This window comes from Rhodococcus sp. IEGM 1354 (assembly GCF_030056855.1).
Taxonomy (GTDB): Bacteria; Actinomycetota; Actinomycetes; order Mycobacteriales; family Mycobacteriaceae; genus Rhodococcoides.
This window is the reverse complement of the sequence record NZ_JASHKT010000013.1, coordinates 19,344-38,594: the sequence shown is the minus strand read 5'-3', so window position 1 is coordinate 38,594 and position 19,251 is coordinate 19,344. Positions and strand designations below refer to the sequence as shown.

The 19,251-nt window shown below is 66.3% G+C and carries 15 protein-coding genes and 1 tRNA gene; 5 read left to right on the top strand and 11 right to left on the bottom strand.

Features of this window, described 5'->3' with window-relative positions; translation table 11 throughout:
• Positions 1 to 27: 27 nt before the first annotated feature.
• Together acpS and QM588_RS22150 are read right to left on the bottom strand one after the other, a co-directional pair.
• The gene (gene acpS, locus QM588_RS22155; protein ID WP_008715184.1) at positions 28 to 420 is read right to left on the bottom strand and encodes a holo-ACP synthase AcpS; all 393 of its coding nucleotides are present in this window, start codon (positions 418 to 420) and stop codon (positions 28 to 30) included.
• On the bottom strand, positions 420 to 9,719 hold the full coding sequence (locus QM588_RS22150) for a type I polyketide synthase (RefSeq protein ID WP_283316585.1): 9,300 nt from the start codon (positions 9,717 to 9,719) through the stop codon (positions 420 to 422). Before QM588_RS22150 ends, acpS begins: the two co-directional genes overlap by 1 nt.
• A gap of 481 nt (positions 9,720 to 10,200) precedes the next feature.
• Here QM588_RS22150 and QM588_RS22145 point away from each other — a divergent pair, with 481 nt between their 5' ends.
• Entirely contained in the window at positions 10,201 to 10,884 is a 684-nt protein-coding gene (locus tag QM588_RS22145) for a hypothetical protein (protein WP_283316583.1), read from the top strand.
• Between the two features lie 13 nt (positions 10,885 to 10,897).
• Here the strand turns inward: QM588_RS22145 and QM588_RS22140 are convergent, their stop codons facing one another.
• The gene (locus QM588_RS22140) at positions 10,898 to 11,656 is read right to left on the bottom strand and encodes a TetR/AcrR family transcriptional regulator (RefSeq protein ID WP_283316581.1); all 759 of its coding nucleotides are present in this window, start codon (positions 11,654 to 11,656) and stop codon (positions 10,898 to 10,900) included.
• Positions 11,657 to 11,739: 83 nt separating this feature from the next.
• On the opposite strand from QM588_RS22140, the gene QM588_RS22135 reads away from it, so the two are divergent.
• The 4 genes from QM588_RS22135 to QM588_RS22120 all read left to right on the top strand — a co-directional run bounded on the left by QM588_RS22135 (position 11,740) and on the right by QM588_RS22120 (position 13,393).
• A tRNA-Leu gene (locus tag QM588_RS22135) sits at positions 11,740 to 11,821 on the top strand.
• A 71-nt stretch (positions 11,822 to 11,892) separates the two neighbouring features.
• Positions 11,893 to 12,552, top strand: coding sequence for a maleylpyruvate isomerase family mycothiol-dependent enzyme (locus QM588_RS22130; protein WP_283316580.1), 660 nt, complete (start codon positions 11,893 to 11,895; stop codon positions 12,550 to 12,552).
• Positions 12,553 to 12,641: 89 nt separating this feature from the next.
• Positions 12,642 to 13,043 carry a transcriptional regulator gene (locus tag QM588_RS22125; RefSeq protein ID WP_283316577.1) on the top strand — a complete coding sequence of 134 codons (402 nt, stop codon included), beginning with the start codon at positions 12,642 to 12,644 and terminating at the stop codon, positions 13,041 to 13,043.
• Positions 13,040 to 13,393, top strand: coding sequence for a DUF3817 domain-containing protein (locus QM588_RS22120; RefSeq protein WP_283316575.1), 354 nt, complete (start codon positions 13,040 to 13,042; stop codon positions 13,391 to 13,393). Before QM588_RS22125 ends, QM588_RS22120 begins: the two co-directional genes overlap by 4 nt.
• A 2-nt stretch (positions 13,394 to 13,395) precedes the next feature.
• Here the strand turns inward: QM588_RS22120 and QM588_RS22115 are convergent, their stop codons facing one another.
• The 8 genes from QM588_RS22115 to clpS all read right to left on the bottom strand — a co-directional run bounded on the left by QM588_RS22115 (position 13,396) and on the right by clpS (position 19,243).
• Positions 13,396 to 14,190, bottom strand: a complete 795-nt coding sequence (locus QM588_RS22115) for an esterase/lipase family protein (protein WP_283316573.1) — start codon at positions 14,188 to 14,190, stop codon at positions 13,396 to 13,398.
• Positions 14,191 to 14,207: 17 nt separating this feature from the next.
• Entirely contained in the window at positions 14,208 to 14,822 is a 615-nt protein-coding gene (gene rdgB / locus QM588_RS22110; RefSeq protein ID WP_283316570.1) for an RdgB/HAM1 family non-canonical purine NTP pyrophosphatase, read from the bottom strand.
• Positions 14,815 to 15,600, bottom strand: coding sequence for a ribonuclease PH (gene rph / locus QM588_RS22105; protein WP_027497665.1), 786 nt, complete (start codon positions 15,598 to 15,600; stop codon positions 14,815 to 14,817). The genes rdgB and rph overlap by 8 nt, the downstream gene beginning before the upstream one ends.
• Before the next feature lie 21 nt (positions 15,601 to 15,621).
• Entirely contained in the window at positions 15,622 to 16,380 is a 759-nt protein-coding gene (locus tag QM588_RS22100) for a cyclic nucleotide-degrading phosphodiesterase (RefSeq protein WP_027497666.1), read from the bottom strand.
• Positions 16,381 to 16,492: 112 nt separating this feature from the next.
• Complete coding sequence (locus QM588_RS22095) at positions 16,493 to 17,074, bottom strand: rhomboid family intramembrane serine protease (RefSeq protein WP_442972962.1); 582 nt, start codon at positions 17,072 to 17,074, stop codon at positions 16,493 to 16,495.
• Between the two features lie 100 nt (positions 17,075 to 17,174).
• Positions 17,175 to 18,260, bottom strand: a complete 1,086-nt coding sequence (locus tag QM588_RS22090) for a P1 family peptidase (protein WP_283316566.1) — start codon at positions 18,258 to 18,260, stop codon at positions 17,175 to 17,177.
• Between the two features lie 9 nt (positions 18,261 to 18,269).
• Positions 18,270 to 18,839, bottom strand: a complete 570-nt coding sequence (aosR, locus tag QM588_RS22085) for an oxidative stress transcriptional regulator AosR (protein ID WP_283316565.1) — start codon at positions 18,837 to 18,839, stop codon at positions 18,270 to 18,272.
• A 44-nt stretch (positions 18,840 to 18,883) separates the two neighbouring features.
• Positions 18,884 to 19,243 (bottom strand): ATP-dependent Clp protease adapter ClpS, encoded by a 360-nt coding sequence (gene clpS, locus QM588_RS22080; protein WP_283316563.1) that lies wholly within the window; start codon positions 19,241 to 19,243, stop codon positions 18,884 to 18,886.
• Positions 19,244 to 19,251 lie beyond the last annotated feature (8 nt).

The window sequence follows — 19,251 nt, the reverse complement described above, 5'->3', positions numbered from 1 at the left end:
GGGCCTTCGTCGTCGTTCAGCGCGGAGTTACTCCTCCAGGATCGCCACCGCGGCGGCGATATCGCCGTCGTGCGTCAGCGACAGGTGAATCTTCACCGTCGGCAGAAACTCCTGCGCCATGCCGTGCAGCTTGATGGACGGTCGGCCCCACGCATCGTTGACGACCTCGATCAACGGGTACGGATTGTCGCCGATCTGCGGCGGCCGTGCGAAACGTGATGTCGCCCAAGCTTTCAGAACTGCTTCCTTGGCTGCCCACCGTGCTGCGTAATGCCGCGTCGGGTCGGAGCTCTTGGTCGCCGCGTGCCGACGTTCACCCGCGGTGAAGCTGTCGCGAATCATCGTCGTGCCGACCTTCTCCATCTGCTCGGCGAAGTCGGACACCGTCACCAGGTCGAAACCCACTCCCAGGATTGCCATCAGATGGCACCCGGCAGACCGGAGGAGTAGACGTCGTCCTCGCCGAGGCGAGCGGACTCGTTGAGCAACACGTTGGCCTCCAGTTCGCGTGACGCCTTGGCCGGCGTCCCGTCATGTCCCAGTCGTCGATCGTCGGGCCGTTCGTAGAGGGAGTCGCCACCCACCATCGCGGAGATCAGCCTGCGCTGACCGGCGATACGACGTTCGTTCGCCTTCGCGATGTACTCCGCACGCCGCTCGGCCGGAACGGCCTCGAGGAATGCCTGCGGGTGCACCAGCGCGATGAGTCCGGACACGTGCCCGAAGCCGAGCGAGGTGAGCAGACCCGCCTTCAGCGGAACCGAGTCACCGAAGCGCAGCGGCTCACGAGCCCACACCAGGTGCTCGAAACCGGTCATCTTGTCGTCGACGCAGTCGAGGCTGCGGTTCGGCGGGATGACGCCGTTGGCCAGCACCTGGCACAGGCCGATGAGCTGCCAGGCAGCCGCTCCGCCCTTCGAGTGCCCGGTGAGGGACTTCTGCGAGACGACGAACAGCGGAGCGCCGTCCGAACGACCGATGGCCTTGGCCAGGCGGGTGTGCAGCTCGGCCTCGTTGGGGTCGTTGGCTGCAGTCGAGGTGTCGTGCTTGGAGATCACGGCCACGTCGTCTGCGCTGACGCCGAGTGCGTTGAGCGAGAGCGCAAGTGCCGAATCCCTGCCGCCGCGACCGGCGCTGAGTGCGCCGAGTCCCGGAGCCGGGATGGAGGTGTGCACTCCGTCGCCGTACGACTGTGCGTAGGCCACCACTCCGAGGACGGGCAGGCCCATCTCGAGTGCCAGATCTCCGCGAGCGAGCAGAATCGTTCCGCCGCCGTGCGATTCGACGAATCCTCCGCGCCTGCGGTCGTTGGCCCGGGAGAAGCGTCGATCGCTGATTCCCTTGGCGGACATCGCTGCCGAGTCCGCCGTGGCCGACATGTCGCCGAAGCCGATGATGCCTTCGGTGCTCAGGTCGTCGAATCCGCCGGCGACCACGAGCTGCGCCTTGCCCAGCTTGATCTTGTCGACGCCCTCCTCGACCGAGACAGCCGCGGTGGCGCAGGCGGCGACGGGGTGAACCATCGCGCCGTAGCTACCGATGTACGACTGAACCACGTGTGCAGCAACGACGTTCGGCAGAGCCTCCTGCAGGATGTCGTTCGCACGAGCATCGCCGAGCAGGGTGTCGATGTACAGCGAGCGCATGGACTCCATGCCGCCCATGCCGGTGCCCTGAGTGTTGGCAACCAACGTCGGGTGCACCCAGCGCATCAGTTCCGACGGGTTGAAGCCCGAGGAGATGAAAGCGTCGACCGTGGTGACGATGTTCCACAGGGCAACACGATCCACCGAACTCGCCATGTCGGGCGAGATGCCCCACTTGGTGGGATCGAATCCGGTCGGAATCTGACCACCCACGGTACGGGTGAGCTTCATCTTGCGCGGAACGCGAATCTCGGTGCCCGCCTTGCGAGTGACCTGCCAGTCGCTCGAATCGGGAACCGGTGTGATCAGCGTGTGCTCGGGATCGGCAGCCGCGAACGACCGTGCGTCGATCTCGGTTCCAACGACGAACGTGAGGTCGTTGTCGAGGAAGATCGAGGTCATCAGCGGAGCGGTGTTACCGACCATTGCGCCGTCGTCGCCGTACGTGCGGATACCGCACTTCTCGACCACGATGTCGTGGTACTTGTCGGCGATGTCCTCCTCGGGAACGAGGTCACCGGACTCGATGTCGTACCAGCCCGGCTTGGGATCGTTCTCCCAGGCAATCAGGCCGGTGTTCCACGCGAGTTCGAGAACGCCTGCGGCAGAGAGCTGCTCGTCGACCTCCATCTCGAAGCGAGTACGCGCCGAACCGTAAGGTCCGAGCTCACCTGCACCGACGATGACGATCAGGTCCTTCGGATCGACATCGAGGGCGGGCCACGCCGGAGCAGTGGTCGGGGCGAGCCGCGGAGGTGCGGGCAGTGCGGCGATGACCGAACTGTCCACGGCCTCTTCGGTCTTCTCGGCCGCAGCAGCGGCCGCGTCGCGAGCAAGCTCGACGAGGTTGAGCTTGGTGTTGGCCAAGCCACCCGTCAGATCGGCGACGATGGGCTCCTGCGCGGCCCGACGACGTGCGTCGAAGGTGCACAGCCGCAGCAGCTCTGTCGCCATCTCCTCGGTCGACCAGGTACGGACACCTTCGGCTTCGACGGCCTCGACGATGGGATCGTTGCCGCCCATCAAGCCGGTTCCGCGAACCCACCCGATGTGAGCGTGCGCGATGGACACCCGCTCGGCCCAGTTCTTCTCCGAGCCCCACTTCGCGACGACTGCATCGAGTGCGGCCTTCGACTCACCGTAGGCACCGTCGCCACCGAACATTCCGCGGTTCGGCGATCCGGGTAGCACCACGTGCAGATGAGTGTCGATGTCGTTGTCGTAGCCGACCTTCGACAGTCCGGTGATCAGACGCTCGACCGACCAGAGCAGCACGCGCATTTCCATTTCGGCGCGAGCTCCGGCGTCGGACATCTCACCCATGACCCGAGGTGCGGCGAACGGGAACAGCATCGTCGGAGTGGCAGCTGCCTTGACCAACGTCTTTGCGCCACCGGCAGTGTCGATGTAGTCGCTGCCGATCCACTCGATGAGGGCATCGACGTCGGTGTACGACGCGATGTTGGCCGGAACCACCCACAGCGACGCTCCGTTGCGAGCGTTGTCGCGGTAGAGCGAGCGGTAGAAGCCCAGGCGCTCGTCGTCGAGCCTGGAGGTGGTGACGAAGACCGTCGCTCCCCCGGCCAACAACTGAGCGGTCACGGCCGCGGCGATGGATCCCTTGCTGCCGCCGGTGACGACTGCGACGTCGTCGGCCCACTGTCCCTTGTCCTCGGATGCGACCGCGATGTCTGCGATGCGTCCGAAGGTCTCGGCGAGTACGGCCTTGTTCTCGTAGTCGGCCTTTGCCTTCCACCACTGAGCCTGTGCTGCAACGGCATTGCCTGCACCGGCGAAGGACTCGACGGCCACGTCACCTGCGGTACCGAGCCACAACCGAGCCAGATCCTCACGGGCGGTGGCCCACCGGTCGTCGATCAGCACGGCGCGCTTGGCGTCGAACGCGGGAGCGACGAGGCGAGGCCAGTCGGATCCGAGCTCGGCCGAAACCAGCTCCACCAGAGCAGCATCGGGGTTCTCGGCCAGCACCGCGTTGGGTGCGTCCGCCAGGCCGAGCTGTTCGAGCACCAACCGGGCGGCGGAGGCGAGAACGCCGTCGCGGCCGGTGATGTGCTCGGTGAACTCACCGAGCGCAGCGGCGTCGACGGTTCCGCCGGCTCCACCGCCTGCCTGCGGCATGGACACTGCGATTCCGCGACGAGCGGCAACCGAAGCAACCGCGGCGTCGATGACGTTGTCGACGGCAGTGCCGTCGGCGAGTGCGCCGTCGGCCAGGCCACCGAGTGCGCCACCACGAACCGAGGCACCGTCACGGGTACCGAGAGCGACCTCGGCGGTGACGTGGTGCGCCCAGCCGTCGCCCAGTTCCCAGGTCTTCTTGACGCGGTCGGCGATGGAGGCCGGGCGTCGTCCCGAGGGGCCGAAGACCTTGCGGAGGTGATCGTTGATGGAGTCGCTGAGCACGGGACCGAAGGGCTTGTACGTACGAGCCAGCTTGTTCACCGTGCCCGAGAGCGCACCCATGTCGGCGTCGGCTGCGCCGTCGATGGCACCGAGCGAGAGCTCGGAGCCGAGGTCGACGAGCAGCTGGTTACGACGCGAGGACACGCCGTCGCACAGTGCCTCGATGGTGTCGGCGGGCCCGATCTGATCGAGCTGCAGTTTGGTCCACAGTCCGATGAGGATCTTGGTCGCGTCGGCGGCGACGAACGCGATGTCGTCGGGTCGAGGTCCGCCCGACGGTGCAGCTGCCGGAGCGGGCGCTGCCGCCGGTGCAGCCGCTGCTGCGGGAGCAGCGGTCTCGGGAGCGGGAGTTGCCTCGTCCTCGTCGGCCGGAGCCGGGTCGGTATCGGTGCCGTAGACGATCGCGGCGTCGCGCTCGAGGTTCAGTACCTCGACCGGGTGGCCGAAGCGGCCCGGCAGCTTGAGAGTCTGCGACGCGAGGTTGGCCACGGTCGGCGTTGCACCGAGACCGATCTCGACGAAACGCTCGACGCCCATGCCGCCGTCTGACTCGTCTGCGAAGAGGAGGTCCTGAGTTTCGATCCACCGGACCGGGCTGGCGAACTGCCATGCCAGCAGCTCGGTCAGGATCACGCGGCACAGATCGCTCGGCCGTGCGGCCCACGAATCGAACTCCGCCAGAACGGTGTTCAGCGGCTCGGACGGTACGAGATCGGCGATTTCCTGAACGAAGGCCCGGTCGAGCGAGAACGGCTTGGGCACCAGGTTCGGAATGTAGCGACCGACCAGGATCGCGGGATCGAGCTGCTCGGGCAGCAGGGTCTCGAGGCGGCTACGGAAGTCGTCGACTCCCCCGCGCAGAACCGTCGAGTGGAACGGCACGTCGATGCCCGGAACCATGATGTAGGCCGCTTTGCCGCCGAACTCTGCCCGGCGGATGGCGATCTTCTTCTCGAGTTCACCGAGGCCGGCAACGGTGCCTGCGATGGCGTACTGCGAGCCACGCAAGTTGAGGTTGACGATCTCGAGGAACTCACCGGACTCTTCTGCGACACCGGCGACGAAGCCCTGCACGTCCTCGTCGGCCAGGCCGATCTGGGACGGGCGGATGGCAGCCATGCGGTAGTCACTGCGGCCGTTCTCGTCACGGGGAACGAGTGCGTGCATGGCCGAGCCACGCTGGAAGACAACCTCGAGGACGGCTTCGAGCGGAAGCACACCGGCGACGGCGGCTAGAGCGTTGTACTCACCCACCGAGTGGCCGGCGAGAATCGAATTCTCCACGAACGCTCCGGATTCGCGCAGTTCGGCAACCTGGGCGACACCGAGAACGGCCATCGCAACCTGGGTGAACTGCGTCAGGTGCAGCACACCGTCGGGATGCTTGTGCGTGACCCCGCGGGCCTTGAGCGACGTCGGATTGTCGCGCACGACAGCGAGAATCGAGAAGCCGAGCGCGCTGCGCGTGTGCTTGTCGGCACGCTCCCAGATTTCACGCGCGGCCTTGGAGCGAGCGCGTGCGTCCAGTCCCATCCCCGGGCGCTGGATGCCCTGGCCGGGGAACGCGTAGACGGTCTTCGGCGCGGCGGTGCGTGCGGTGGCGACCATGACCAGTTCGCCGCCGACTCGGCAGGACACCTCGACCAGTTCGGCACCCTGATCGAATCCGGTGCGGTCGACGCGAACGTCGATCTCCGCTCCGGGGCGGACCATCCCGAGGAAACGAGCGGTCCAGGCAGTGAGACGACGCGGAGGAGTCTTGGTGTCCTCGTGGTCGACTGCGGTGACGGTCTGCTGTGCCGCAGCCGAGAGCCACATGCCGTGCACGATCGGGCTTCCGAGGCCGGCGAGCAATGCCGCGGCATCCGAGGTGTGAATCGGGTTGTGATCGCCCGAGACCTGCGCGAATGCGGCCATGTTGCGCGGGGCCACGATGGTGGCCTGGCGACGGCGACGACGCGGGGTGTCCTTGGCATCGGCGCTCAGCGAACCGCCGGCGCGAGCCGGATCCACCAACTCGCCCTTGCCGGTGCGTCCACGAATGGCGAAGCGCTCCACCAGGGTTGCGACGGCCGGGGCGTCGAGACCCTCACCGAGCATGGCACCGATCTCGACGGTGACCTCGACGACGCGACCGAGGTCGGTATCGAGCACCTCCCCTGCAGCGGCCTTGACCACGAGAATCGAAGTGTCGGTCGGCAATTCACCGACGAGGTTGACACTGTGATCGAGGTGAACCAGGTCGAGCATGCCCTCGATGACGTCGATGCCCTCGGCGTTACGGGTCGCACCGAGGACGGCGAAGACGGCGGGCCAGCAGGCACCGACGAGAACGTCGGGAACGGCCTTGCCGCTGACGGTCAGTGTGTCGGGCAGTCCGGATCCGGTGACGCCGGCGTGATCGGCGATCAGATCGGGGATCCACGCGATGTTCAGCCGCGCAACGCCGCCCTTGACGGCCGGAAGCTCCTGGCCGGCAGCAACTCCGAGCAGTGCCGACATGGCCTGCTGTGCATCCTCTGCGGTGACGACCGGAGCGCCGCCGTCGATGGTGGAGGCCGGCACCGTCAGACGGATGCGTACTTCCTTGCCCGGGGCGAGCGGGACCAGCAGTTCGACGTGCTCGGAGTCGAGCACGGTCAGCGACGAGCCGGTCTGTGGGTGCGTCGCCACGGTGTCGGAGTCGACGGTCCAGTCGGCCGGATCACCCAGGCGTGCAACGGGGTTCTGCGTCATACGCGAGGCCCAGGTGACGTCGGGAGCAGCCAGCACGATGCCCAGCAGTCCCGGTGCAATCTCGGCGTGGCGTCGGCTGGCGATGGCCGCCGGCTCGACACCCTCGGCGAGAAGCTGGTCCGCGGTGGCCTTCTCGAAGCGGTTCAGCAGTTCGCCCACCGGCTCGTCGACGCGAGTGATACCCGCGACGGCAACGGTTCCGGGGATGATGCAGACCTGATCGGCGGAGTAGCGAGCGTCGTGTGCCTGCCACAGCGAGTCACTGCGCCACCAGCGGCGCACGTCACCGTCGACGACGGGGACGAAGTTGACCGGCTTACCCGGCATGCGGCACAGCGAGGTGAAAAAGGTGATGTCGGCCGGGTGCAGAATCACGTCACCGGCGTCGGGGAACTGTGCGAGCAGCGACTTCAGTGCAGCGCGCGGACGCTCGAGTACCTCTGCGTCGGCGAACAGGGTGGGGATGGGTCCGCGATCGACCGGGTGCAAGCGTGCCTCGGCGCGCTGCAGCATTTCGAGGAAGCGGGTGCGCCAGGTGACATCGAGCCACACCGACTCACGGGCCTCGGAAACCGCATCGGTGAACTCGCCACCGCAGTCGAATTCACTGCGTGAATCCGTTCCGATGGCCAGATCCAGGTAGCGGCTCAGCCACTGCTGGTAGGTCATCTCGGCGACGTCGCCGAAGAACGGCTTGGCGGTGCCGTCGAGTGCGGCGATGATCTCGTCGCGGCGCTCGGCCACGGCGTCGGCGTTACCGGCGACCTCGTCGAGCAGTCGACCGCAACGTGATGCCGCGTTGTCGATCTCGTGGATGTCGGCACCGAGCTGGCTGCGGCCGGAGGCCATTCCGCCGTTGGCGGTTCCGGCGCCGACCCAGTCGGGGGTTCCCGGAGTATCGACGAGAAGCTGCTTGACCTCGGGAGCCGTCGTGGCTTCGAGAGTGGCCATTGCAGCGGTACCGACGAGGATGCCGTCGAGAGGCATTTTCGGGTATCCGTGCACGGCAGACCAGGTTCCGGTCAGGTAATCCGCGGCCCGCTCGGGTGTTCCGATACCGCCGCCGACGCAGATCACCAGGTTGGGGCGCGAGCGGAGCTCGGCGTAGGTGGTCAGCAGTAGGTCGTCGAGGTCCTCCCACGAGTGGTGTCCGCCTGCGCGGCCACCCTCGATATGGACGTTGACCTGGTAGGACGGAACCTCGTTGGCGATGCGGATCACTGCGCGAATCTGCGCGACGGTTCCCGGCTTGAACGAGACGTAGCTGATGCCGGCCTCGGAGAGCTCCTCGATGAGAGCCACTGCCTCGTCCAGTTCGGGGATGCCTGCCGTGACGACGACGCCGTCGATGGCCGCACCCGCTGCACGGGCACGCTGCACGATGCGGCGACCGCCGAGCTGCAGCTTCCACAGGTACGGGTCGAGGAAGAGCGAGTTGAACTGGATGGCGCGGCCGGGCTCGAGCAACGTGGAGAGCTCGGCGACGCGGTCGGTGAAGATGTCCTCGGTGACCTGGCCGCCACCGGCGAGCTCGGCCCAGTGGCCTGCGTTGGCTGCGGCCGCGACGATCTTCGCGTCGACCGTCGTCGGCGTCATGCCGGCGAGCAGAATCGGCGAACGTCCGGTCATCTTGGTGAAGGAGGTCTCCACGACGACGCGACCGTCGGGCAGCGTCACGGGCTTGGGCGCGAAGGCAGACCATGCGGGCTGCACCTCGGGAGCGGCTCCTGGAGTGAGCAGATTGCGGTGGCCGCCGCGTGAGGATGCCGCGATGATGCCGACGCCCTGTCCACGCAGCGCCGGGGTGGTCATGCGGGTGAGGAGGTCACCGGGTCCGAGGTCGAGGATCCAGTCCGCGCCGGCCTCGACGACACCGTCGATGGCGTCGACCCAGTCCACGGAATCGACGAGGATCTTCTGCGCCAGTTCGCGGGCCAGGGCGGCGTCGAGACCGCAACGCTGCGCCCAGGCGTCGACGAGCTCCACGGCGTCGTTCAATGCGGGGTGATGGAAGCCGATCTCGACCGGGAGCTGCTCGAAGACGGGTGCGAACACCGCGCCGCCGCGCTTCTTGGCATCGCGCTCACGTTCTTCCCGAGCCGCGATCTGCTCGCACTTCTCCTGCACGCGAGCCAACTGAGCCGGCGGCCCGGACAGCACGACGCGGCGACGACCGTTGCGGATGGCCAGAGCGGCGGAGCGCTCGGGTGCTCCCGGTAGCGCGAGCTCGTCGACTATTGCCTGCAGACGTTCGGGCTCGACGTTGCCGACCGAGACCATCGGCGCACGGTCACCGGCACCGATGATGCCGCGGCGACGTCCGACGAGTCCGGCAGCAGCACCGACCAACTGCGCGATGGCCAGGAAGTTGGCGTCCTGTGCGCCGTCCGCGGCGACGGACTCGGCGGCGATGAGGCCCTGCGAGTGTCCGACCACCTTGACCGGCGGGGTCTGGGCGGGGTCGAGGCCCTGCAGCTTCAGCGCGCGCAACGCGGCGACCTGAGTGAGGAAGACGCCCGGCAGAGACACCGCAGCCGAGGTCAGTGCCGCTTCGGAGGGCCCGTAGGAGCCGGCGGTGTCGTCGTCGGCGAGGTCCTGCTCGAGCATCCAACCGATCGGGTCGAAGCCGACCGAGCGGACGACCAGCAGCTCGTCGGACACGGGCGCGAGCACTGCTGCGGCCTCGTTGACGAGATCGGTCAGTTCGGGCTCGAGTGCGGAATCGCGCGCGAGCTCTTCGAGCGAACTCAGCCAGGGGGCACCCTGACCACCGAACGCCAGAGCGTACGGCTCGCCCGCGGCGAATCGATCTGCCAGAGTCCGAGAGCCGCCACTGCTTCTAGGGGCTTTGCCTGCGTTGCCTGTGCTTCGCGAGCCGCGTCCGTGTGATGGTGTGCTCTCGTTGATCGTCAAGGCTGAAGATTCCTCTCGTGGACGTCTCGGGGGGTCGAGGCGTTCGCTGTGATGACTGCCGTAGTGCGTCGTGGGCAACAGGGCAGAGCGTGAGCCTGTCTTCGTCGACAGGTCTCCTTCGCGCTGCTCCAGGTTGACACAAAATCATGAGGAAATCCTCAGGTTTGCTCGGACGTCCGAGTGCTACCAGCGAGTACGTCCCGACAACCGCCTTTACTTTTTGTTTACCCAACTCGTGAGTAACCGGCATCGACCCTGGCGGGAGACTCGGCGGCGACGGCAGAACATGAGGGAACCCTCGCGTTTTTCGTTATCTTTTTGTGATGTGATCTCGAGCACTCCAAGCGCGTCCGGTGACCTGTCGGTGAGGTCGCCTAGCTTTCTCCTACGAACCGCATCCGATAGGGCGGTCGACGAACTCCGGGGGGAATTCATGTATTCATCGGTTACGGACACTTGCACGACGGGCGAGCTCGAAGCAATGCTATCGCACATCGAATTGATTGCCTCGCAATCGAATTCGCCGCACTGGACACCGGGGTGGCGCGGCGAATCCGAGGCGGCGCTACTCGACGCCATCTTCTCCGCGCGCGCTCCTTACGGAGGACCGACCAGTGGGGTGCGAGCGGTCATCGGACGGTGGCGGTCACACCGCGGCGATAACCGACTGGACGACTTGACAACCCTTGCAGAACTGACTTCGGATCCGGATCAGCTCGTGCAGATCCTGTCCAACCGTCAGCTCGTTCCAGGAAACAGCCGAACCAAGGCGGCGGCAGCCGCTGTGGCGGCACAGACGTTGATCTCGGTGGGGTTGTGCTGTTCGACCGACTTCGTGGCGCACACCGCGGGACAGTTCGACGCGTTCCGCGCGATCCCTGGCCTCGGCGAGACCACCTGGGAGTGCATGCTCATGCATCTCGGCATACGCACCGACAAGGCGACCGCACATCTGACCGCGTTCGTCGCCGACGCTCTCGAACCACTCCATCGAGACCTGGCCGCCGACATCGCCGAGGAACGCTGCCCCGTGATTCTCGACGCCGCAGCGGACGCACTCCACATCGATCTCGCCTCGCTCGAGCACGCGCTCTGGCGTTACCAGCACAAGCTGCGCAGACCGCCGCAGCGTCACTCCGAGGCTGCGCTCCGATCGGCGGGCTGACTCTGCAGAATTATCACATCTGCGAGATCATCACCTCGACGCCATCGAGGATGCACTCCACACCGAAACGATAGGCATGCACGGGGTCGCTGGCGGCGTCGTACGACGTCGCCGCGGCCGTCCCGATGCGGGACGACACCGGAAAACGCTCGCGCGTCATCACCCGCTCGATGACGGGTGCAGTAGCCGCCCACCACTGAGCGTCGGACATTCCCGACTGCTTCTTCACCCGATCGACCGCGGCCGAGGCCCTCGCGGTCCCCGACACGTGAGTGAGAACAAGTGTCAACACCGAATCGATCTTGACATCACCGAGCCCGGTACCGACGAGGGTGCGCAGCTCTGCCTCGTACTTGTCGTTGGTGTGCGGACCGAGCACCGGACGCGCACCGACGGCGTCGAGCAGCCACGAATGTCGTTGATAGAGATCCCAATTGCGCTCGGCAACGAATCGCAACGCGGACCGCCACCCACCGGGAACCGATGCCGGCTCGTCGACGTGTGTGTACAGATCTGCCAGAGACCGATCGATCATCAGGTCCGTCAACTCTTGACGCCCCGGCACGTGGGTGTACAGCGACATCGCACCGACCCCGAGATGCTCGGCCACATTGCGCATCGACACCGACTCCAACCCGTTCGCATCGGCCATCTCGATTGCCGCGTCGACGATCGCATCGACGCTCAGGCCGGTTCGGCTCGGTTTCGCGTCGACCCGCCACAGCAGTTCGAGGATGCGCGCCGGATCGAACGAGTTCTCCTTCTTCACCACCCGGCGAGCCTAATCGGACGTCGACGTGGCTCGAAGAACCGCGTCGCACGCACAGCAGCATCGGTTGTAGACTTCACCGGCACGCGCGAGTGGCGGAATTGGCAGACGCGCTGGATTTAGGTTCCAGTGTCTCAGGACGTGGGGGTTCAAGTCCCCCCTCGCGCACAACGGTCTTTCGACCCGGATTTTCTCGAGACTCCCAGGTCTACAGGTTCCGACGTGTGAAGGTGGCTCGTATGTCCAGCGATCCCGACAACGACGCGATCTTCGCCGAAACTTCCGACGAACGACGCTCTCTCGCACGCACTTTCGACACACTGACACCCGAACAATGGGACACCCCATCGCTGTGCGACGCCTGGACGGTCCGCGACGTCGCCGCCCATCTCGTGGTGCCCCTGATCATCCCGCTCTGGCAGTTCGGACTCGCCATGATGCGTACCCGAGGGAACTTCGACCGGGCCAATCAGATGATGACCCAGCGAATCAAGCGCAAGCACGGCGACGAATTGCCCGCGCTCCTGACCGCTCATGCAGACAAGAAATTCACCCCACCGGGCCACGGTCCGCTGGCGCCGTTGTCCGACGTCATCGTGCACGGGCTCGATGTGTGCAGGCCGCTGGGAATCGAGCACCACGTTCCCGAGCACCGCATGACCACGATGCTCGACTTCCTGGTGCCGGAAAGCGGTGCGGCACCGTTCAACGGCCCCGAGCTTCGACTGCAATGGCGCGCAACAGATGTGGACTGGAGTCGCGGCGAGGGGCCCGTCGTCGAGGGATCGGCGGGCACCCTGGCCTTGGTGCTGACGGGGCGCAGTAGTGCTCTCGCCGACATCACCGGTCCCGGTGCCGCGCAACTTGCCGAAGCACGGGCGAACCGTCGTCGGTCGTGAGTCGCACCCGGCTCGTTCATGGTGAGAATCACCGGCCGACCACCCGACGTGACTACCTTCGGTAGTAGTTGCTCCGGTACCGTCGAGTGGTGACCTCATCCCGCCCGAAGCGTCGACCCGCGCTCATTGCGCTGGTGATCGTGTCCGCGGCGGTGTGCCTCGGTCTCGGCTGGTGGCAGTGGGAACGCTTCGAGGCAGTCGGCGGCAACGGCCAGAACCTCGGCTACGCGTTCCAGTGGCCCTTGTTCGCGGCGTTCGTCGTCTACGCCTACCGAAAGTTCGTCCGCCTCGAAGACGAGGACCAGGAAGAGCCCGACGCCGGGCAGCCCGACGGGCCCACCGAGGTCCCTCTCGACCTCCTCCCCCAGCGCCGCGCGGCAGACCCGGACTTCGCCGATCTGGACGACCCCGAGGCCAGACAACTTCTCGAGTACAACAGCTACCTCGCGGAGCTGAACGAATCCCGCGGGACCGACAGGAGCACCACGTGAGTTCGGCACCGGACAAGACCAAGGCGTCCACCAACAAGACTCGGAAGATCGCGTCGGCGCTGCTGCGCTATCGTGTGCTCGCCTACGTCACCGGTATCTGGTTGCTCGTCCTCGTGGCGGAGATGGTCGCCAAGTACATTCTGAAGATCGAAAACCTGCCGACGTGGATCCCCGTCGTGCACGGCTGGGTCTACATCGTCTACCTCGTGCTCACGGTGGACCTCGCGATCAAGGTGCGGTGGCCGGCCGGTCGGACCATCGGCACCCTGCTGGCCGGAACTGTTCCGTTCCTGTCGTTCTACGTCGAGCACAAGCGCACCGAGCAGGTCAAGGCCGACTTCGGCGTCTGACGTCAACAGGTGATCGGCGGCGCGTTCTCCGGATCCAGCGCGTTCTCCACCAGCCGCTGAGCCAGCGGATCGTACGAGATTCCAGTGTGCTCGACGACATTGCCGGGGCAAACGTCCTGCAGCACCACGTTCGTATTCCCCGCTCCGGTGAGCAACGACGCCGTGTAGGGAACGACAACCTGGTCGTATCGAGTCACGATCGTCGTGTAATCGATTCCCGCGACCGTGTCGCTGCCCTCGTTCAGCCGCTCGAGCACGTCGTCCTGCACCGGCGGACCGGCGGTCGGATAGTTCGGCGGAGACAGCGCCACTATGCGCGAGACGGTGCGATCACCGCCGAGAAAGCGGGCGTAGTAGCGCGGCACCGTGCCGCCCTTCGAGTGGCCCACGATCGACACCTTCTGTGCACCCGTCGCCGCGAGCACGGAATCGACGAACGTGGACAATTCCGCGGCACTCTCGGGAATCGTTCCCAGAGCTCCCAACGCAGGCACCGGCCCGGTGTTGCCGTAGTCGAGTGCGAACACGCAGTACCCGGCATCGACCAGGGCCGGAGACAGCGAGGACCAGTTCGCGTAGGAGTTCTCCAAAAAACCGTGCACCAAGATGACCGGTTCGGGATGTCGAGCGCTGGGAACGCACGAGTAATCGTTCGCGCCCGACGGCGTCGCACCTGGATGGGCCACCGAGTAGACCAAGGCCTCGGCGAACGATCCCGCGACCGGCGCTGCCGAAGCGGGGATGCCCACCGAACACAGGGCAGCGGCAGCGAGCACGACCGTGGTTCTTGTCAACACTGCCCGCGCCGCCACGACTATCGCCCCGTCAACGCTTCGAGAGCAGGAACCAGCTTGCGCAACGCGCGGCCGCGATGAGAGGCCGCGTCCTTCTCGTCCGGAGCCAACTGCGCGGCACTGCGGCCGTCCCCCTCCGGAACGAAGATCGGATCGTATCCGAAACCGTTGTCGCCCAATGGCTCTCGCGCAACAACGCCGCGCCACTCACCGCGAACGACGGTCTCGGCTCCGCCCGGGACCGCCAACGCACACGCCGACACGAAAGCAGCCCCGCGCCGTTCGTCGGGGGTATCGCTCAGCTGCGCCAACACGAGCGCCGTGTTGGCCTCGTCCTGCCCGTGAGTTCCGGACCAGCGCGCAGAGAGCACACCGGGCATTCCGTTCAATGCGTCGATTTCGATCCCGGAATCATCGGCGACGCAGGGCAATCCGGTTGCCGCCGCACCGTCGCGCGCTTTGGCCGCCGCATTGTCCTCGAACGTCGCTCCGGTTTCGGGTGCCTCCGCAAACGGCGGCACCTCGTCGAGACCGACCAACTCGATACCCACGAGGCCGGCGGCGTCGAGTACCCGTCGCAGTTCTCGCAGCTTCTTGGCGTTGCGACTGGCTACCAGCAGCTTGGTGTCAGGCACCGAACTTCTTCTTCGTTTCTGCGGTGGCAGGCTCGGGCAGATCCCCCGGGTACGGCAACGCCAGCGCCTCCCTCTGCACCTCGAACAGCTTGTCGATACCGACGAACGCAGAATCGAGGAGCTTGTCCAGGGTCGTGCGCGGGAAGGTCGCGCCCTCGCCGGTTCCCTGAATCTCGACCAGAGTGCCGGTATCGGTCGCGACGACGTTCATGTCGACCTCGGCTCGCGAATCCTCTTCGTACGGAAGGTCGAGTCGCACCCGGCCGTCGACGACGCCCACACTGACCGCGGCGATCATGCACGAGATCGGCTGTGGGTCGGCCAGGCGCCCGGCTGCTCGAAGGTAGGTGACGGCGTCGCTGAGAGCCACGAACGCCCCGGTCACGGCAGCAGTACGAGTGCCGCCGTCGGCCTGCAACACATCGCAGTCGAGGGCGATCGTGTTCTCGCCGATCGCTGCCAGATCGATGCACGCGCGCAGTGATCGTCCGACCAGTCGGGAGATCTCCTGAGTGCGTCCGCCGACCTTGCCTTTGACGGACTCACGTCCGTTGCGCGTGTGGGTGGCAGCGGGAAGCATCGCGTACTCGGCGGTGAGCCAGCCGAGGCCGGATCCCTTCCGCCAGCGCGGTACGCCCTCCTCGACGCTGGCCGTGCACATCACCCTGGTGTTGCCGAATTCGACCAGCACCGACCCTGCCGGGTGAGTGGTGAATCCGCGGGTGATCTTGATGGTGCGGAGCTCGTCGTCCGCTCTGCCGTCTTCTCGTCTGGACACGACTCGAAGCCTAGCGCGTCGTCATACGGTGAAGGCGTCCCCTGGCTCGACGGCATGCACCGGTCCGCTGAACTCCGCCTTCGCCTCGGCGATGACGTCCTCACGCGAGGTCCAGGGTGGAATGTGTGTGAGCAGCAGCTCCCCCACTCCGGCTTCTCGAGCTATGCGACCTGCCTCGATACCGGACAGGTGGACGCCCTCGGGCCGATCCGGGCTGTCGGTCCACGACGCCTCGCAGAGAAAGACATCGGCACCCTGCGCCAGATCCTGCACCGCCTGACACATACCGGTGTCGCCGCTGTACGCGAATGTCTTTCCGCCACCGGTGGTGACCCGCATGCCGTACGACTCCGGCGGATGGAACACCTGCCGGGTCAGAATCGACAGCTGTCCGAATTCGATGGTCCGGCCGTCCACCCAACGGCGCAGATCGATGGTGTCGGACATGTCGTCGATCTGTCCGCCACACTCGGCCGACGCCACCCCGAGCCGAAACGCAGTGTCCTTCGGCCCGTAGACGATCGCGCGCCCCTCCGGCGGGTTCGGGTGGTAGCGACGCCACACGAGCAGACCGGGAACGTCGAGGCAGTGGTCGGCGTGCAGATGCGAAAGCAGAACGCTCACGTCACCCGGATCGACATAACGCTGCAACGCCCCGAGGACGCCGGGCCCGAAATCGAGAACGACCGGCGCGGTCTCCTCTTCTTCCAGGAGGTAACCCGACGCGGGTGAATCGGGTCCGGACACACTGCCCGAACATCCCAGGACGGTAATTCGCATGAAAGCCATGCTGCCACGCCGAGCGCGTCACTCGAAACGTTCGGGCAGTATTGACGGCGCGAGTCGGCGAATTTCATGCCCGAACACAGCTGTGCTCGCGGTTACCTACCGCCTACGGAGTGGGACGATCGAGTGCTCTGGCGCGCGCTCTGTCGGCCCGAGCGTCGGCGGACAGCAGCCGCGCCGCGACGACCCCACCCACCGCGCCGAACAGATGACCATGCCAGGAGATGTTCGGATCGCTCGGCAGCACGCCCCACAGAGCGCTGCCGTACAGCACGAACACCACGACCCCGATCGCGAGCTGGCCGAGTTGTCGGGTGAAGAATCCACGAACGAGCAGGTACGTGATGAAGCCGAAGATCAGAATCGATGCGCCGATCGTGTTGCTGTAGGTGCCGGCCGTGAGCCAAGTACCGACGCCACCGATCACCCAGACGATCCCGGTGGCAGCCAGACCACGCGCAATCCCCGAGAGCAACACCAGGAATCCGAGCACGATCAGAGGAACCGTGTTCGCGATCAGGTGCTGCCAGTCGTCGTGCAGCACGGGCGCGAACAGGATGCCCCACAACCCGTCGGCGGAACGAGGCTCGATACCGTTCTGCTCGAGCCGTGATCCGCTGGCGACATCGATGATCTCGATGATCCACAACAGCGCCACGAAGCCCCCGACGAAGACGGCTGCCTGCATCCACGCGGGCCGCTCTCGCTCACCGGGAAGCTTGCCGGTCTCACTCATGATCGCCTCCAGCCTCTGTCTCTCCACGGTACCGGTAGCGGCTACCCGCCGGTCAGGGACGCGATGCCGTGAATGCGGAGGGGAAGATCTGGCGATAGGTGGGGATGCCGGCCACCGAGGTGGCGTCGAGCAGGGCCCGGACGATGGCTCGCTCGACGACGATCGCCGCGGCTTCGGTGACCGCGGCCAGTACCGGTAGTTCCGGGGAGAATGCTGCGGGCACAGAGGACTCGGCGGCGACGGCCCTGCTACCCGTGGACACGGCGAAGACGGTGTCACCGTCGAGTGGCGAGTGTGCAGGTCTGATGGCCCGCGCGAGTCCGTCGTGACCCGCGACGGCTATTCGCTTGCACGACGCCGACGACAGCGGCGCATCCGTCGCAACCACGCCGATCGTGGTGTTCAGAGCTGTGGCCTTGGGTTCGAGCGCCGCCGCGGTCCGCACCTCGTCGACGTCGGGACTGCGCATGCCGAATTCCGCGGGCCCCAGTGTGCCGGTGCCCCACAACAACCCGGTGCGCGGATCGAACACCGCGCCCACAGGGTTGGCGACCATCAGCGCCGAAACCGTCACTCCGTCGGCCGGACCGCCCTCGATCACCGTGCTCGCGGTGCCCACCCCACCTTTGAGCACGCCGGCGCGAGCACCGACTCCTGCCCCGACCGATCCCGTCGCGAACTCGGTCGCCGCCGTGGCCGCGGCACGGTAGCCGAACTCCGCGGTGGGGCGCGCGGCCCAGTCGCCGACCGGAAGATCGAAGATCACCGCAGCCGGCACGATCGGCACGACGTGAGCCGGACTGTCCATCGGGATGCCCTGTTCGTGTTCTTCGAGCCACCGCATGACGCCGTCGGCGGCCGCAAGACCGTACGCACTGCCCGCGGTCAACAGGATCGCGTCGACCTGCTGAACCGAATGGCTCGGATCGAGCAGATCGGTCTCGCGCGTTCCCGGTCCGCCGCCCCGCACGTCGACTGCCGCCGTCGCCCCACCGAGGACGCGCACCACCGTGCACCCGGTGGCCGAACCGGACCCCATCGCGGCGTCGTCGTCGAGTTCGTGATGATGGCCGACGAACAGACCCGCCACATCGGTCAAGCAGTCTCGGGGCCCGGGCTTCGAGAAGGCTGCGGTCACGTCAGCGTCCTAGGGAACGAGGACCTGGACGAGGGAATCCTGCATCCAGGTCAACCAGTGGTACACGTCCAGATGGGGAGCACGAGGATCGCCCTCGTCGAGTACGTCGGGAGTGTCCGCACTGATGCCGAGAGTGGTCCCGAGCGCCAGCCTCACGTCGTTGAGACCCGTCAACCACGCGTCGGCCTGTTCCTGGGTGAGCACGATCTTCCCGCCGGACTCGGGCAGGGTCGCGAGGATCACGGACCCGGCAGCCAACTTCTCGTCGATGATCTCGGGTTCGTGCAAACCGCGGAGGGCACCGTTCAGATCGGCCGGATCCTGATCGTCGTGTTCGGGATCGGCGCGGTGGAAGTCCGGAAGCAACCGTGCCAGCGCCGCATCGTCCGGCGGGCTGTTGTGGCCGGTGCGCAGCCCGGTCAGCGCGGCGAGCTCGTCGGTGGGTGCCGCGGCGGAACGATCGCGTAACAGGCCGAGAACGGATGCGACGAGAGATTTGAGCACCGCCGCCTCACGAGCGTCGATCTCGGACTTGATCTTGACCCCGGACAACGAATTCCGTCTCGTCCACGTGCGCACTGTCGGTGATGTCCTTCTCTGACGTAGAGGTGGCGAACTGCTGACTACTTGTCCTGCTGCATGGTGGCCCACAGGCCCGCCGCGTGCAGCCTCCTGACGTCGTTCTCCATCGCATCGCGTTCGCCGCTCGACACGACCGCCTTGCCCTCCGAGTGCACCTGCATCATCAACTCGGTGGCCTTGGCCTTGCTGTAGCCGAAGAGCTTCTGGAACACGTAGGTCACGTAGTGCATCAAGTTGACCGGGTCGTCCCAGACGATGGTGACCCACGGAGTGTCGTGCGCCTCGTCGGCAGCGACGGCCTCGGTTTCGGCCGGCACCGCCTGCGGCGACGACGCCGCGACCTCGAGTGCCGAGAAGCCGTCCACGGGCAGAAGCGATCCATCCACCGTCAACCAAGGCATGGCAACAG